The sequence below is a fragment of the Gluconobacter vitians genome (assembly GCF_015244565.1).
GTDB lineage: Bacteria > Pseudomonadota > Alphaproteobacteria > Acetobacterales > Acetobacteraceae > Gluconobacter > Gluconobacter vitians.
Genome location: NZ_JABCQG010000005.1, coordinates 105,704 through 120,236, shown reverse-complemented (window position 1 = coordinate 120,236; position 14,533 = coordinate 105,704). Strand labels below are relative to the sequence as shown.

Annotated in this window: 13 protein-coding genes; 6 read left to right on the top strand and 7 right to left on the bottom strand. The window is 56.4% G+C overall.

What is annotated here, in order from left to right:
* Positions 1-2: 2 nt before the first annotated feature.
* The 3 genes from rfbC to rfbB all read right to left on the bottom strand — a co-directional run bounded on the left by rfbC (position 3) and on the right by rfbB (position 2,597).
* Positions 3-566 carry a dTDP-4-dehydrorhamnose 3,5-epimerase gene (rfbC, locus tag HKD24_RS05710; protein ID WP_194259402.1) on the bottom strand — a complete coding sequence of 188 codons (564 nt, stop codon included), beginning with the start codon at positions 564-566 and terminating at the stop codon, positions 3-5.
* Positions 567-654: 88 nt separating this feature from the next.
* Positions 655-1,521: a glucose-1-phosphate thymidylyltransferase RfbA gene (rfbA, locus tag HKD24_RS05705; RefSeq protein WP_194259466.1), complete on the bottom strand. Its 867-nt coding sequence runs from the start codon at positions 1,519-1,521 to the stop codon at positions 655-657.
* Positions 1,522-1,541: 20 nt separating this feature from the next.
* Complete coding sequence (gene rfbB, locus HKD24_RS05700; RefSeq protein WP_194259401.1) at positions 1,542-2,597, bottom strand: dTDP-glucose 4,6-dehydratase; 1,056 nt, start codon at positions 2,595-2,597, stop codon at positions 1,542-1,544.
* A gap of 198 nt (positions 2,598-2,795) precedes the next feature.
* Between rfbB and HKD24_RS05695 the strand changes: the two genes are divergently transcribed.
* The 3 genes from HKD24_RS05695 (at position 2,796) to HKD24_RS05685 (ending at position 7,289) form a co-directional block, all read left to right on the top strand.
* Entirely contained in the window at positions 2,796-4,844 is a 2,049-nt protein-coding gene (locus HKD24_RS05695; RefSeq protein WP_194259400.1) for a hypothetical protein, read from the top strand.
* Positions 4,841-5,527, top strand: a complete 687-nt coding sequence (locus tag HKD24_RS05690; protein WP_194259399.1) for a histidine phosphatase family protein — start codon at positions 4,841-4,843, stop codon at positions 5,525-5,527. The genes HKD24_RS05695 and HKD24_RS05690 overlap by 4 nt, the downstream gene beginning before the upstream one ends.
* Positions 5,528-6,023: 496 nt before the next feature.
* Entirely contained in the window at positions 6,024-7,289 is a 1,266-nt protein-coding gene (locus HKD24_RS05685) for a tyrosine-type recombinase/integrase (protein ID WP_194259398.1), read from the top strand.
* Positions 7,290-7,292: 3 nt separating this feature from the next.
* Here the strand turns inward: HKD24_RS05685 and HKD24_RS05680 are convergent, their stop codons facing one another.
* From HKD24_RS05680 to HKD24_RS15275, 3 genes are all read right to left on the bottom strand, one after another.
* Positions 7,293-7,715 (bottom strand): hypothetical protein, encoded by a 423-nt coding sequence (locus tag HKD24_RS05680; protein ID WP_194259397.1) that lies wholly within the window; start codon positions 7,713-7,715, stop codon positions 7,293-7,295.
* On the bottom strand, positions 7,712-8,215 hold the full coding sequence (locus tag HKD24_RS05675; RefSeq protein ID WP_194259396.1) for an ImmA/IrrE family metallo-endopeptidase: 504 nt from the start codon (positions 8,213-8,215) through the stop codon (positions 7,712-7,714). The genes HKD24_RS05680 and HKD24_RS05675 overlap by 4 nt, the downstream gene beginning before the upstream one ends.
* A 244-nt stretch (positions 8,216-8,459) precedes the next feature.
* On the bottom strand, positions 8,460-9,053 hold the full coding sequence (locus tag HKD24_RS15275) for a restriction endonuclease (protein WP_228124193.1): 594 nt from the start codon (positions 9,051-9,053) through the stop codon (positions 8,460-8,462).
* A 998-nt stretch (positions 9,054-10,051) separates the two neighbouring features.
* On the opposite strand from HKD24_RS15275, the gene HKD24_RS15565 reads away from it, so the two are divergent.
* The 3 genes from HKD24_RS15565 to HKD24_RS15535 all read left to right on the top strand — a co-directional run bounded on the left by HKD24_RS15565 (position 10,052) and on the right by HKD24_RS15535 (position 13,385).
* The gene (locus HKD24_RS15565; RefSeq protein ID WP_407646355.1) at positions 10,052-10,246 is read left to right on the top strand and encodes a helix-turn-helix domain-containing protein; all 195 of its coding nucleotides are present in this window, start codon (positions 10,052-10,054) and stop codon (positions 10,244-10,246) included.
* A gap of 487 nt (positions 10,247-10,733) precedes the next feature.
* Entirely contained in the window at positions 10,734-11,483 is a 750-nt protein-coding gene (locus HKD24_RS05660; RefSeq protein ID WP_194259393.1) for a hypothetical protein, read from the top strand.
* A gap of 3 nt (positions 11,484-11,486) precedes the next feature.
* Positions 11,487-13,385 carry a hypothetical protein gene (locus HKD24_RS15535; RefSeq protein WP_322783285.1) on the top strand — a complete coding sequence of 633 codons (1,899 nt, stop codon included), beginning with the start codon at positions 11,487-11,489 and terminating at the stop codon, positions 13,383-13,385.
* Between the two features lie 47 nt (positions 13,386-13,432).
* On the opposite strand, the gene HKD24_RS05650 is transcribed toward HKD24_RS15535, so the two are convergent.
* Positions 13,433-14,527, bottom strand: a complete 1,095-nt coding sequence (locus HKD24_RS05650) for a helix-turn-helix domain-containing protein (protein WP_194259392.1) — start codon at positions 14,525-14,527, stop codon at positions 13,433-13,435.
* Positions 14,528-14,533: the final 6 nt, after the last annotated feature.

Genomic DNA, 14,533 nt, shown 5'->3' with positions numbered 1-14,533 from the left:
GCTCACTTTTCGTACTGGAACCAGCCTTTGGCTTCCGAGAAATGCGGCGCGACCAGATCCTTGTCGGACAGGACGGCGTCAGCTTCGGAAACAGGCCAGTCGATCTTCAGTTCGGGGCAGTTCCAGATGACCGCACGTTCGGAGACCTTGCTATAGAGCGAGGTGCATTTGTACTGCACTTCGGTGTTCTCTTCGAGCGTGACAAAGCCATGCAGGAAGCCGGGCGGAATCCAGAGCTGGGACCAGTTTTCGGCGGAGAGTTCGGCAGCGCACCATTTGCCGTAGGTCGGCGAGCCTGTGCGGGCATCGACGGCCACGTCCCAGATGGCGCCACGTGTGACGCGGACGAGCTTGCCCTGTTCGTAGGGCGCGAGCTGGCAGTGCAGGCCACGGACAACGCCTTTCTGGCGTGACAGGCTCTGGTTGTCCTGAACGAAGGGCAGGTCAATGCCGGCTTCGCCCATGCGCTCCACATTGTAGGTTTCGGAGAAGAAGCCGCGATTGTCACCAAAACGGGGAGGCGTGACGAGAATGACCTCTGGAATGGAAAGACGTTCGACCTTCATGCTCTGAATTCCTGCTGTGAAAAGATGTCATGAAAAAACGGTTCCGGTAGCAAGGGGATGCAGAAAACCGGAACCGTCGGGAAAGAAATCAGCTGTTAGCCAGTTCCAGAAGCAGGCGGCCCAGTTCGGTCTTGCCCATTTTCTTCGCGTGTTCGCGAAGCTGGTCAGCGGTGATGAACTTGTTGCGGAACGCGACTTCGGCGGGAGAACCAACCAGCATGCCCTGACGGGACTGGATGGTCTGGACGAAGGTTCCGGCCTGCATCAGGCTGTCGGGCATCCCGGCATCGAGCCAGGCGCAGCCACGGCCCAGACGGTCCACCTGAAGGGTGCCCTCTTCGAGATACATGCGGTTGAGATCGGTGATTTCCAGCTCGCCGCGGGGGCTGGGCTTCACCTTCTTGGCGAACTCGACGACGCGGCTGTCATAGAAATACAGACCCGTGATGGCCCAGTGGGATTCCGGATGGGTCGGCTTTTCCTCGACCTTCAGGGCCCGGCCGCTCTCATCGAAGGAGACCACGCCATAACGCTCGGGGTCGCGGACCTGATAGGCGAAGACCGTGGCACCCTGCGGACGGTTCGACGCAGCCCGCAGAAGGACACCGAGATGTTCGGAGAAGATCAGGTTGTCGCCCAGCGCCAGGGCACAGGGAGAGCCCTGAATCCAGTCTTCGGCGATCAGGAACGCCTGTGCCAGACCGTCCGGTGACGGCTGGATGCGGTATTCGAACTTCACGCCGAACTGCGAGCCATCGCCCAGCAGGCGCTGGAACTGGGGCATGTCATGCGGGGTCGTGATGATCATGATGTCCCGGATTCCCGCCAGCATCAGCGTGGAAAGTGGATAATAGATCATCGGCTTGTCATAGACCGGCAGCAGCTGCTTGGAGGCTGCGAGCGTCATTGGATACAGGCGCGTGCCCGAACCGCCGGCGAGAATGATGCCCTTCATGGACTGTGTTTCGATGGTGCTCACTTGCTGGCTCCCAGTCTCTGACCTGTATAGCGCTTGGAGCGGATTCCTTCCCACCAGGCGCGGTTGTCGAGATACCACTGAACGGTCTTGCGGATGCCGCTTTCGAAATCGTGCTTCGCTTTCCAGTCGAGTTCCTTCTCGGCGTGGGAAGGGTCGATTTCGTAGCGGAAATCATGGCCGGGGCGGTCGGTCACGAAGCGGATCAGGCGCTCGCGCGGGCCAGCCGGGTCGGGCTGAAGCTCATCGAGAACGGCGCAGATCTTCTTGACGACTTCAAGATTGGTGCGGGGCTGGCGGGCGCCGATGGCGTATGTCTCGCCCGGCTTGCCGATTTCGACGGCCTTGACCAGAGCCTCGGCATGATCTTCGACGAAGAGCCAGTCGCGGACGTTCTCGCCCTTGCCGTAAACCGGCAGTTCGCGGCCTTCGATGGCGTTGATCGTGACCAGCGGGATCAGCTTCTCGGGGAAGTGCCAGATGCCGTAATTATTGGTGGTATTCGTCACGAAGGTCGGCAGGCCGTAGGTGTGGAACCAGGCGCGGACCAGATGGTCGGACGAGGCCTTGGAGGCCGAATACGGGCTGCGCGGATCGTAGGGCGTGGTTTCGGTGAACGGCGGATCGTTCGGTTCCAGATGACCGAAGACTTCATCCGTGGAAATGTGATGGAAGCGGAAGGCCTTCTTTTCGGCGTCTCCCAGCGTGTTCCAGTATTTCCGTGCGGCTTCGAGCAGGGAGTATGTGCCGACGACGTTCGTCTGGATGAACACGCCGGGGCCGTCGATCGAGCGGTCCACATGGCTTTCCGCTGCGAGATGCATGACAGCGTCCGGACGGTATTCGTCGAACAGGCGCTGCATTTCCACACCGTTCACGATGTTGGCGCGGGCATGGGAATACCGTGGGTCGTCTGCGACCTCGCTGACAGTATCTTCCGAGGCTGCATAGGTCATGCAGTCAACGTTCAGAACTGAATGTTCGGTGTTCCGGATCAGATGGCGCACAACGGCCGATCCTATGAAACCACAGCCGCCTGTCAGCAAAATCCGCATTTGAGCCTCATAATATTGGATCAGGGACTAAACCCTGACAGAGTAACTTTTATCTTACAGCGTTGTTGAAACAGCGCAAATAACGCCGGTACATTTCTTCTGGCATCGTGAAGTGGAACTCGGGAAGTGGTTTCGCCTCTCGCGCTGTCCGGGCTGATGGGCTAATCCCACAGTCGTGCGGAGGCAGGAGAGGCAGATATGCTGGCTGATACTTTGACACGCTCCCTGACGGATGTTCTGGAGCGGCCCGATCTTCGGGTGATTGCGGATGGACTGGTTCCCATTCTGGATGTGTCACTGTCCCTGCCGTTCCGGGTTTCGGGAACACTGGAACCGGGGAAGCCTTTCTGTCTGCAGACGGCCACGCTTACTTTAGGGGGCCCGTGTCTTGAGGCGCCACGTCTTGCGCCGACATATCTGCGCCATGCCATTGAGCTGATGCGGCTGCTGGAGCCGGGTGCCAATCCGTATCTGGCCAGCTTTGCCGCAGCCCGTGTTGCGGCGCTGTTTCATGCGCTCGATACAGGTGAGGTTGCGCCGCTTCCGGCCTGGCTTGCGGTTTTCAGCGATAATGTGCCGGATGCACCGGCTCTTATGCAGAGCTGGGAGACGCTGAGTGCGTTCCTGCCGGATCTGCCTGTTTTCACGCAGCATGAAGCGGAACGTCTGCAGAAGGTTCTGACCCGTCTGTGGCCTGTTCTGGCGCCTGCCGAGAGCCTGATGAGCGGTGGCGGGGATTCCCGGCTGGCTGTTGATCCGCATACGGGGCTGAACCGGTATTCGAGCTCTCATCGCCCGCGCCCCTGGGCGATCACTTTTGGGTCATCGACGGCGTCGTCACTGTCCGAGCGTGGTTTCGGGGGAGCGGAAGCGGCCCGGCGCGGCATGATGAGCGCGCTTCTGGCCAAACAGGACCCGGATCTGGTGCAGGAAGGTGTTGTGCGCCGGGCGCGTGAGGCGATTGGGGCGCATTTCGGTCTGCCGGAAGATGCGGTTCTGCTGTCTGCGTCCGGCACGGATTGCGAACTTGCGGTTCTGGCGCTTGTGGCGGCCGGAACGGAGCGGTCGGTCACGTCTATTCTCCTGGCGCCTGATGAAACGGGCAGCGGGGTTCCGCTTGCAGCCTGCGGGCGGCATTTCGCGACGGACAGTGCCTGTGCCACGCTCGTGGGCAAGGGCGAGGTGATCGAAGGGTTCTCGCCCGAAACGCGGTTGATCGGTGTGGATATCCGCGCAGCTGACGGGACGGCGCGGCCGGTGGGCGAGATCAACGCCCAATGTGCAGACCTTGTGCGGCGGGAAGTGGCCGAGGGGCGGCATGTGCTGCTGCACCGGCTGGACCAGTCGAAGACCGGACTTGCGGCGCCGGACATGGATCTTGTCTGGGAATTGTGTACGGAGCTGGGCGATCAGCTCAGCGTTGTTGTTGATGTCTGTCAGGCGCGGCTGAGCCCGTCGCGTGTGGCGGAATGGGTGGAGCGGGGGATCATCGTCATGATAACCGGCTCCAAGTTCTTTACAGGCCCACCTTTCTGTGGGGCCATTCTCCTTCCTCCCGCAATTCGCAGCCGCCTGCCCTCCCTGTCGCTTCCCAAAGGGTTGCGGGCCTATGGCAATCGGGACGAATGGCCGGAAGGCGCGGATGCTTCGGCTCTCAATAACGGTCACAATATCGGACTGGCGCTGCGCTGGTATGCGGCTCTGGCGGAAATGGATGCGCTGTTTGCGCTGCCCGATCCTGTCATTCGTGGGCGCCTGACCCGGTTCATGACGGAAGCCGTGGCTATGGTTAAGGCCCGTCCCGCGCTGACCATGCTGCCGATGGGCACGCCTTTTGATGACGGGCGCTGGGATGCAGTGCCGACCATTCTGTCCTTTCTGGTTGAAGATCCGCATGCGCCGGGGCATCCGCTGGCGCTGGAAGATGCGCGGCGGCTGCATCGCTGGCTGAATGCGGATCTGTCACCCTGGGTGACGGAAGGGGAGGGCAGTCTGCTCTGTGTGCTCGGACAGCCGGTGCCGGTGCCTCATCCGCTGGTGGATGGACCGGCCGGAGCGCTGCGTCTGTGCGCGGGGGCGCGTCTTGTGTCAGGTGAGCCGTCGCATGAAGGGCTGGACGAGGAGCGTCGGCTCCAGCGCGAATGCATGGATGCGCGCCGGGTTCTTGGAAAACTGGAGCTGATCCTGAAGCACTGGGATGTTCTGCTGGACGCGAACCCTGTCCCCCGTTACGCCCCGTTATCATGACCCAGACAGATAAAGCGGTCCCGCACGGGCATTTTCTCGATACGCCGGAGCTGCCGAAGGGCGTCACCCGGTTCTGGCTGATTCGTCATGCGGTTGTGGAAGCCAGTGCACGCAAGACGATGTATGGCGCGCTCGACGTGCCGTTGTGTCGTGAGGCGATGGCGAGCCAGCAGGGCGGCTATGCCACGCTGGCCCGGCGTCTGCCGACGGATGCGCTGTGGTACAGTTCGCCGCTTCAGCGGGCGCAGGACACTGCGGCTGAAATCCGCAAGGCCGGTGCGTTTTCGCAGGATGTGACGATTGACGGTCGCTTCATTGAGCAGTCGATCGGGGAGTGGCATGGCACGCCGCACTCGGAATTCATGTCCCTGCTGCGCCTGCCGCCCAATCCGTTCTGGTCCATTTCCGCGTGCGAGCTTCCGCCGGGCGGGGAGAGCATGCTGGATGTCTGCGCGCGTGTGGGGCACGGGCTTGAGGATTTGGCGAATGCGCATGAAGGGCAGGACATGGTTGTCGTCAGCCATGGCGGCGCCATCCGCGCGGCTCTGGCGCATGCGCTGAGCGTTCACCCCGATACGGCGCTGCGCTTTTCGATCCAGAACCTGTCCATCACCATTCTGGAGCGTATCGACTGCTTGTGGCGCGTCGTGACGGTCAACGAACTGCCTGATTTCCGGGGCTGAAAGCCAAGGGCAGTCTCTGGATTTCAGGGGCTGCCCGGAAATAAGAAAAGACCCGTAACGGGCTTTTGTCGGTCAGTATGAAATTTTTGGGAAATAACCGGAGACGGGCATGGTGGGCACACAAGGGCTCGAACCTTGGACCCGCTGATTAAGAGTTACGCCCGGCGAAATACAGTTAAGACGCAGGGAAACGCAAAAGCACGCAATCACAACGCCTTACAGGAAGACGTCTGAGACGGTTCACGCAAAGAGATGCAGCTAGACGCCCCGGTTGCTATTTCAGATGAGTCCGGATTGAGTCCGGGAAAACACGTCAGCGGGTCCGGATAGGGGAAATGGGCAAAATGAAATTCAGGGAGCTACACAATTACGGTGTTATAAGTGTTATTAGTGTTACTCACATATATAATATACTGATTTCATTGTGTTTTTCTCCGGTTTTTCCACTAACACCTTTCGATTTCGAAGGTGTTAAAGGTGTTATGGAGCCTCGGATATGAGGTTTTCAAAACGGGAAATAGACGCCCTCACCTGCCCGCCGGGCAAACGGGATGCCTTGTTTTCGGATATGGAGACCAAGGGCTTTCTGGTTCGTGTCACGGCAACCGGAGCAAAGATCTTCCTCTTTCAGTATCGCTACGCGGGGAAGGTCCGTCGCCTCAAGCTGGGAGAGTATGGGGCCGTCACGATTGCCCAGGCTCGGAAAATGGCTGAGGAAGCCCGTGGGCGCGTCCTGGCTGGCGGAGATCCAGTGGGCGAGCGCAAGGCGGAGGTGGTGGCCTATCAAGCCTCCCTTCAGGAGCAGGCGGCGCAGGCCGCAATAGATGCCCTGACCTTGGATGTCCTGATTGATCGCTGGGCCAGCATGGCGCTCAGGGAACATAGCGCGGTCTACAAAAAGGAGGGGCCGCAGCGCATCCGGTATAATTTCCAGCAGTTTCTTGGTCGTCCTGCCCAGTCCCTGACCGTCTCTGAGCTTCAGGCGCGGCTGGATGAGATCGCAGCAGAGCACCCCACCACGGCCCGGCGCCTGCAAGCCTATGCCCGCGCCATGTATGCCTGGGCCGTAAAGCGTCAGCTGGTGGATGATAATCCGTTTGCCCGCCTGATTGTGGAAGGACGGGAGGTTTCGCGGGATCGCGTTCTGACGGATGACGAGATCGGTGAAATCTGGCGGGCGGCCGGACAGATGGCCTATCCTTTCGGACCGTTCTTCCGGTTGCTGCTGCTCACTCTTCAACGCCGGACAGAGGTTGCGGAGATGCGGTGGGAGGAGATCTCGCCGGATCTGACGACCTGGACCATTCCGGCCGAACGGACGAAGAACAGCAGAGCCCACATCGTCCACCTCTCCGAACCGGCGCGGCATGTCCTGGCAGCGCTGCACAGGCAGACAGATTCAAAGACAGACGCCATCTCCGCCTACGTCTTCACGAATACCGGGAGGACGCCCATCTCGGACTTCTCAGGGGCCAAGGAACGGCTGGAGAAGCTGATTGAGGCGGAGCGGGCTCAAAATTCGCCGGGAAAAGAAGTCTGCGCTCTGCCTGCGCTGGGCTGGCGGTTACATGACTTCAGACGAACGGGTGTGACGGTCATGGCCCGTTTAGGGGTGGGGCCGCATGTGGCGGATCGGGTGCTGAATCATGTGCAGGGAACGATCAAGGGAGTGGCGGCCGTTTATCAGCGTCATGAGTTCTTGAAGGAAAGAGCTGAAGCTCTCGAGATTTGGGCACAAAAAATCAATAAGACAGATTCTTAAGATCTAAGTTCCGCCCCTACAAGCATCCATTATATTTCTAATCATTTCCCACTGTGGGGTTGTAGGTAGAAGATCATCAAGAGAATTATCTGCATCTTCGCCTTGTTTTTCAGCAAACGAAGCCATCTTGAGAAGAGATAGAAATATAGTTAATCCGATAGATGAAAGAATAATAAGAAGAGAGACAATAAATATTCCAATATGCCAGTTTGCATTGGAATACACTTCCGCAAGAGATCCTCTTGAAAGAATAATTATGATTTCAATAAGAACAGACAATAGGAACACGAGGGATATTATGCCAAATACCCAAAATAGCTTATTTCGGTATGATTTTCTTTCGTCATCGTTCAACAATTCAGATCTAACGTTCTGAATTGTTGAAGGGCTCACTGTCCCATCAGACTGGTCTGTGCTGTCGCTCATGGTTTAATGTAATTAAGGTTTTCTAGCCTAATTTTCATGGCCACTTCAGAAACGCGAAATATTTTTGCAAGCTCTTTTAGGTCGACAATTTTTTTATTCTCGATCAATACTTTTACGTATTGCGCAGGCATAAGAATTTTTGCTGCAAAATTATTTGCTGCACTTTCGCGTGGGTCGAAATTGTAAATGTTAAACTGCTTCGTCGTATCGCGATGCATTTTCTCGTTATGGCCTAGAAAGTGATGCCCTAATTCATGTGCTAAGGTGAAGCGCACTCTATTGATGGGTTCATCTCTGTCAATTTCGATAACAGCAGGCTTGCCTTTTTCAGGAGGCCAATATGCACCAATAGCGTTTTGTTCTTCGTTCTCACGAAAAGGATCCATGTCTTCCACGCGGAGACCAGCTTTTTTAGCAATTACTTCCGGATCAATAGGAAGCTTCCCTCGCTCCCAATATGCCGAAAGGACCTGCTCGGGGGTCATGGTAAGTACAGTCATCACTCCCTCCTCACTTACAATAGGTACCTGTGCAGTCTGCGAATCGACGTTTTTATCTCACATTTCTTATATGGGAGAAAAAATCGCGGCCGACAAGAATCAGTGTTCGTCAAGCCAAAAAATAGCTAGACAATTGCAAATTCATAAGATTCGTGGGTAGAGGATGTGCACTCCGAAAACCATGAAGGTGGCAACTCGTAAACAACTCTTACAAGTTGGGCGTAGGGCATAACAATCAGGTCTTCTAAGCCGCCAGACGCTCACAAAACGAAGCCAGCTCCTGATGGTGCAGCAGATGCACGCCCGTTGTGGCTGCGAGCTGACGGGCTGGGATAGTGTAGCCGGCGTTTGATACCACGATAGCCTCATCAGCCTGCTGGTGCTGCTTGGCAGTGTAGATCTCCTGCACGGCTTTGTTGCCGACAGGCTGGCTATAGAGCTTGCACTGCACCACGATCTTCCGGCCGCCTTTGGTGGCGATGATGTCCGCGCCCTGGTCGCCGCTGGCCTGTGTTACGCGGGCGTCCCATCCCGCTTGCTCCAGGAGCAGAGCGCAGTGCCGTTCGTAGTCGAAGGGGTCCATCTGAGGATCAAACACACGCGGATCACTCAGGGGCTTCTGATTGAGGACAGCGCCGGGCGGTGTACGCTGGGCGATCTCCTCAATCCGGGTTTCTGCACGGGCTTTGAGAAGCGGCCATTGGTCCGTCAGTCCTTCAACCTGGAGGAGTGGCAGGATACGGGTATTGCAGAAATAGCCGATTTCCTTGGCCCATTTGGTCAGATGGATCGTGCCATAAGCGTCGGTCGTCACCAGTTGCAGGCGGCGGATCTGCAAGGCCGTAGCCTGGTCTCGGATCTCTTTGTCGATAATCCCCCACGCCCGACGTTCACGGGTGGCCCGGCGACGTTCGCGAAAAGCGAAATATCCAATGGCGCCTATTAAAAGCGGAGTGAAAATTAATAAGCCGCCAAATCCTGTCTCTGTATCTGGCGACGAGTCCGAAACGTTGGAAGATGAGAGGGAAGGCGCTGCCTTTCGTGGTGAAGAATTATCTTCTGATACTTCGGTAGCTGCCGGTTCCGCGTCATGTCGTGGTTTCTCCCACCCCTTCGGCAGAACATCGGTGGCCTTGTCCGAAGACTGTGGGGGCTCTGAATCTGGGCTTACAGGGGCAAGCTGCACCGGACCGTCTGTTGGGGCCTCGGCAGAAGGCTGAGGAGGTATGGGGACGCCGGAAGATACCTGCTGGGGAAGGAAGAACAGTGGCGGCATGCCAGTGCGTGGCGGGTCGCGGCGCAAGAGGAGCAGTCCGTTCTCCTGACTGATCTGTTCCCATTTCTCGCTGGGATCTACCTGAAAGCAGCGGCCATCCGTGATGACGAAATGGACCCAACCGGGATCGTTCTGGCGCGGATCCGCGTGATTGGCGAGTGCGCGCGTGGCTCGTGGATTCACACAGGCAAAGGACTGCCCGGTGGGATGAAAAACGCCGTCTGCCAGGGCGGTGGCAGGAGAGAGCAGCGCAAGAATCAGGAGAGGGAAGCTGAGATTGAGGCCGCGCACTGACTACTCCTGGAATTTGGCCGCTGAGGGAAATGAAACTGCAGTCCTTTTTCCTGAGGATCAATGGTCGCTGAGGAAAACATTCAGTCGGCATTTAGTGTTGCAGTTATTAGGTAACATAAACGTGATAACAAGATAATATCCTAGTTGCGTCTCTTTGCGTCTCGTTGCGTAGAAAATAAAACAAATAGAAAATTCCTAAAATTTCTCCTATTGCCATGAAACTTCATTCTGTCATTTCTTAAATAAGAGAAAAACAGGTGGAAAATATGACATTAACAAATTTTCTCTCCGTGGAAGAAGTGGCTCGACTGTCTCGGGTAACGCCGAGGACGATCAGAAGATACCTTTCTTTAAATAAAGGCCCAGTCGTAACTCGTGTGGGGGGGCGGGTATTCGTTCAGAGATCTCATTTTGATGAATGGATTTCGAAAAATATTTCATCGCGAAAGGCAAAACTATGAGTTGCTCTCCGTTTGCTTATCTCCGGAAAAAGAAGCTCAAACCTTCATCTTTCTCTTCAAGGAAAACCGCTTCAAGGTTTTCACATCTGAACGCTGGTATGGAAACCGGCGCTACAGGAAGTGAAAAGCAGACTGAGATGCATCCAGGTGATCGCCTTCTCAGTCAATCAAAGCGCACTACGCAAAATCCGTCAGAAACTGCATCTGGAAACGTGTCGGCTGCAGCTCAGAGCGAAGCAGAGCTACGCCCTGGAGGCAGACTTATTCGTTGGTCGCGAAGCTACCAGGGAAGCGGCACGCAGAAGCCGACAGAAACTGCATCCGATCGCCCATCAACTGCAGTCCAAAGCGAGGCAGGCGTTCGGCCGGGAGATAGGCTCATTCGTTGGTCTCGCAGACATCAAGGGCAGGCCTGATTCATCAAGTGTCTTTTTTAGAAAATGAGGAATGTATGACAGCTTTAACGTCTGCTGGTCGGAGCGCTTTGATGTCCCTTCGGGATGATTTGGCTTCTGTTCAAAAAGAAATTCATGTTCTCGACGCTCGGCAGGAGCAGGAATACGAATTGCGCCAAAAAACGCAGGATTTGATCTCGGCTCTGCGTAAGGAATTTGAGCTGGTTGTCTCTGTCGATCAGGAGATTGAGGAGTTTTATAGAGAAAAAATCTCTCAGGGAATTATGGGGGGAGATGCAGTTTCCTCGCTTACCCTTCCGGATCGTCTGGCACATAAAAAGGCCAAGCGAGACAACCTGAAAGAACAGTTGTCTGCGGCAGAAAATTACCTGCAGAAGCAGGAAGGCGAAGGCAAGCCGACAGCCGAACGTTTGAGCGAATTGAAAGACGAGCTTGAAAATACGGTGCACATGCTCATGGCTGCTCTGGCGAGTCAGCGGTCAGAACGCGTTACCGCAGCATGGGATAACTATCTGAAGGAGCTCATCGACCTGTGGGGGCTCACACATGTGAACTTTCTACAGCGTCCTGTTTATATTCCCTTGGGAGCACAGATTTATCCCCAAAATGCTCCGATGCGAGCCGATCAACGGGCCCTTTCTGCCTGTATGGGATCAGGAATTAACGAGCAGAGGCTGCATGCAGGTTATGCTGGCCGATTGGTGGCGGCTCAATCGCAATGGGGAAAAGTGAAAGAAATCCTGAAAAAGGATGCGTATGCCGATGTCAGTGCTTTTTGCTGCGAGCTGCCTGTCCTTGGCCATCCTCATGAGAGGAACTGAGCTATGGCAAATTCCGGCGTAAAAGTTACGATCTCAGCGGTCGATCGCGCGTCTCAGACGGTGGAACGTATAAATGCACGAATTGCCGCGATGCAGGCTCCGGTTCGGCGTGCGCAGGCGGCCATGGACCGCTTCTCAAACGTAACGGGTCTGAGGCGCGTTCAGGGAGGAGTTACCAGCCTAGAGCGCGCTGGCGTAGGAGCATTCCAGTCTCTCTCGCAGATCGTCCCCGTTCTTGGCAGCATAACGGGCGCAGCATCCCTTGCCGGCATCTACAGGCTCGCCAGTGCTTGGGGGCAGTTCGGGACGAACCTTCGAACCGCAGCAAACTCCATGGGAATGGCCCCCAACCGCCTGATGGCGATGCAGAATGCGGCGCGTCTTTCCGGTGGCTCTGCTGACGCCATGTCCGGTGCGTTGCAAGGGCTGTCTCAGACCCGATGGGAAGCAACCCACGGTTTTGCGCCGGAGGCGATCGTACAGTTCAAGGCATTAGGTATCAGCCTGCAGGAATTGCAGCACATGAAGCCCGACGAAATGTTTGAGCGGGTTGCCAAGCGTATCCGGTCGATCCGTGACCCGGCCGCCAAGTTAATCGCGGCAACGCAGATCTTCGGTGGAGCGGCGCAGGGTTTGATGCCGATCCTTCAGCAGACCGAGGCGCAGTATCAGGCGAACGTCAAAGAAGCTGAACGGCTCGGCGCCATGAACCGGGCCGGGGCTGATGCAGCTGACCGGCTTCGTCAGGCGCAGACTGGGCTGGAATTGGCGGTTAAGGGGTTTGGCTTTTCACTTGCCCAGTCGGTTGAACCGGTTATCCGGCCCGTTGTTGAGCAAATGCGTGATTGGATTGCAGCAAATCGGCAATGGATTGCTCAGGATATTTCTGGATATGTGGGCCGTTTTATAACCTGGTTACGGACCGGTGGGTGGGATCGAATTAAGGGCGATATTCGCGGCGTCTATGAAGAGGTCCTGCATGTCGTAGATGCTCTAGGAGGATGGAAGACAGCAGGCCTCGGAGCCGTTGCTGGTTTGTCAGCTCTGTACGCAGCGCCCATTCTTGCTGGTCTTGGGGTCCTGGTGACATCGTTGGGCGGTATTGCCGCGGGGTTTACTGCAATCGGCGTCGCAGCGGGATCGGCCGTCGCTGTCTATAAAACCTGGCAATCTCTTCATAATTCTGGACGGGGCGCGCTGCTTGAGCATTACGCAGACAAATATCTCCACAATGCTTCTTTCTGGGATGACAAGCTATCACGGCTAGGGATTGGACGTAGCTACGCGGAACAAGCCGCATATTCGCAATGGCTGAAGCAGCCGAGAGGGATCCGGAATAATAACCCTGGAAATCTGCTCTTTGCAGGTCAAACTGGCGCAACGCTCGAAAAAGGCGTTCTGTTACCAAAATTTGCCTCGTTCCCGACAATGGATGCAGGGATACAGGCCCTACGAGGGCAACTGCTGCGGTACGGAACGCGCGGCGATGATACGATTTCGTCCATCCTTGCGCATTATGCGCCGCCCAATGAGAACGATACGGCGCGATACGAAAGCTTTCTGGCGTCACGGCTCCACATTGGACCGCATGACCACCTGGCGCTTCAGGATCCGAACGTGATGCGTGCGATGGTCGAAGGGATTACTTCCATGGAAGTTGGCCCTGGAAATCTCTCCTCTGCTGCTATCGATCATGGGCTTCGGCCTGCTGTGCTTCCACCTCCACCATCGTCGAACAGCGCACTTGAAGGAAAGATTGCAGCCCTTCGTGTGGAGATCGATCACCGTAATGCTCCACCTGGTTCTTCGGTGAAGGTGAAGAGCGCTTCGCTTGGGCTGAAAATCCATGGGATCAGCCAGCAGCGCGCAATGGACCCAGCATTAAGTGCAGTCGGAAATTAAATAGGAAGCGCCAACCTGTAAAAAATACTTACAGGTTGGCAGGTTTCTCATCGCCCAGTGCTACTGACGACCCGAAGCTTCGGGCTTTTTTCTGGGCGCAGGGTCGATCCGCTGCTAGGTGACTGCAGAAGGCCGAAAAGGAGTTTCTCAACCTCCATAGGCGGCAACCCCAAAGCTTTTGCTATCTCAAGTTTGGTCAGACGGTCGCGCCACAAATCTTCGAGAACCATTTTCCAGACCGCTGATTCTTCACGCTCCAGAGGGTGTGGCTCTGTCGTACGGTAACCCCGTTTTCCAAGTTCAATCACCGTCCCGCGATACTGCCAGTCAGAGAGGGTTTTGAGCTTATGGAGTCTGTACGCCAAGGCAGAAACTGATACCCCCCAACGCTTTTTGGCCTGAACGATCTGGTCCAGCGAGGTGACAAAGGGGAGCTTTGCGCGGACATCAGCCTCGGGCATCAAAAAGGATGCGGCGAACTGCTGGGCTTCCACTTCTGCCTGCTTGCCTTGTCCTGGTCCGCCGTGACGATGAAGGACCAGGTGCGCCAGTTCATGGGCACAGTCGAAACGGCTTCGCTCGGCTGACTTCATGGTGTTGAGAAAAATGTAGGGCGTATTGTCGCGCCAGCACGAATAGCCATCCACCCTCAGTGTCTCTTCTGCGAGAGAGAAAACCCGGATGCCTTTTGACTCCATCAGTTTGATCATATGGCTGATGGGCTGCTCGCCTAACGTCCAATGCTCTCGCAGGGCGCGCGCCGCCGCCGCCGGGTCTCGTTCAGTTGAGAGATCCAGCAGGTCAGGTTGGGGCAGATTAAAGCGTGCATCCACCCAGTCCTGAACCATATAGGCAAAGGGAGCGGCGGCTCTGGAAGAATCCCGCTCACGGGCGGTCATGGAGCTCATGCTGCGGAAGCTGACACCCTCAGGTGATGGAGCTTCGCAGGTCTCGCCAAAAAAGAACTCTTCCGGGAAATCGAGGGTCAGGGTCAGCTTGCGCACAGTGTCGGGTTCGGGCGCGTTTTTGCCGTTCTCTATACGAGAGAGTGTGACCGGCGTAATGCCGGCCATCTCGGCAAGCGCTCGACTGGATAAGCCGCGCCTTTGGCGGGCAAGTGTCAAACGCGATGGGTTGAACATGATACC

Coding starts and splice junctions, on each gene's coding strand:
- rfbA (WP_194259466.1), bottom strand. CDS start 1,521: ATGAAGGGCATCATTCTCGCCGGCGGTTCGGGCACGCGCCTGTATCCA.
- HKD24_RS05660 (WP_194259393.1), top strand. CDS start 10,734: ATGTCCCTTCGGGATGATTTGGCTTCTGTTCAAAAAGAAATTCATGTT.
- HKD24_RS05685 (WP_194259398.1), top strand. CDS start 6,024: ATGAGGTTTTCAAAACGGGAAATAGACGCCCTCACCTGCCCGCCGGGC.
- HKD24_RS05690 (WP_194259399.1), top strand. CDS start 4,841: ATGACCCAGACAGATAAAGCGGTCCCGCACGGGCATTTTCTCGATACG.
- rfbB (WP_194259401.1), bottom strand. CDS start 2,597: ATGCGGATTTTGCTGACAGGCGGCTGTGGTTTCATAGGATCGGCCGTT.
- HKD24_RS05675 (WP_194259396.1), bottom strand. CDS start 8,215: ATGACTGTACTTACCATGACCCCCGAGCAGGTCCTTTCGGCATATTGG.
- HKD24_RS15565 (WP_407646355.1), top strand. CDS start 10,052: ATGACATTAACAAATTTTCTCTCCGTGGAAGAAGTGGCTCGACTGTCT.
- HKD24_RS05650 (WP_194259392.1), bottom strand. CDS start 14,527: ATGTTCAACCCATCGCGTTTGACACTTGCCCGCCAAAGGCGCGGCTTA.
- HKD24_RS15535 (WP_322783285.1), top strand. CDS start 11,487: ATGGCAAATTCCGGCGTAAAAGTTACGATCTCAGCGGTCGATCGCGCG.
- rfbC (WP_194259402.1), bottom strand. CDS start 566: ATGAAGGTCGAACGTCTTTCCATTCCAGAGGTCATTCTCGTCACGCCT.
- HKD24_RS05680 (WP_194259397.1), bottom strand. CDS start 7,715: ATGAGCGACAGCACAGACCAGTCTGATGGGACAGTGAGCCCTTCAACA.
- HKD24_RS05695 (WP_194259400.1), top strand. CDS start 2,796: ATGCTGGCTGATACTTTGACACGCTCCCTGACGGATGTTCTGGAGCGG.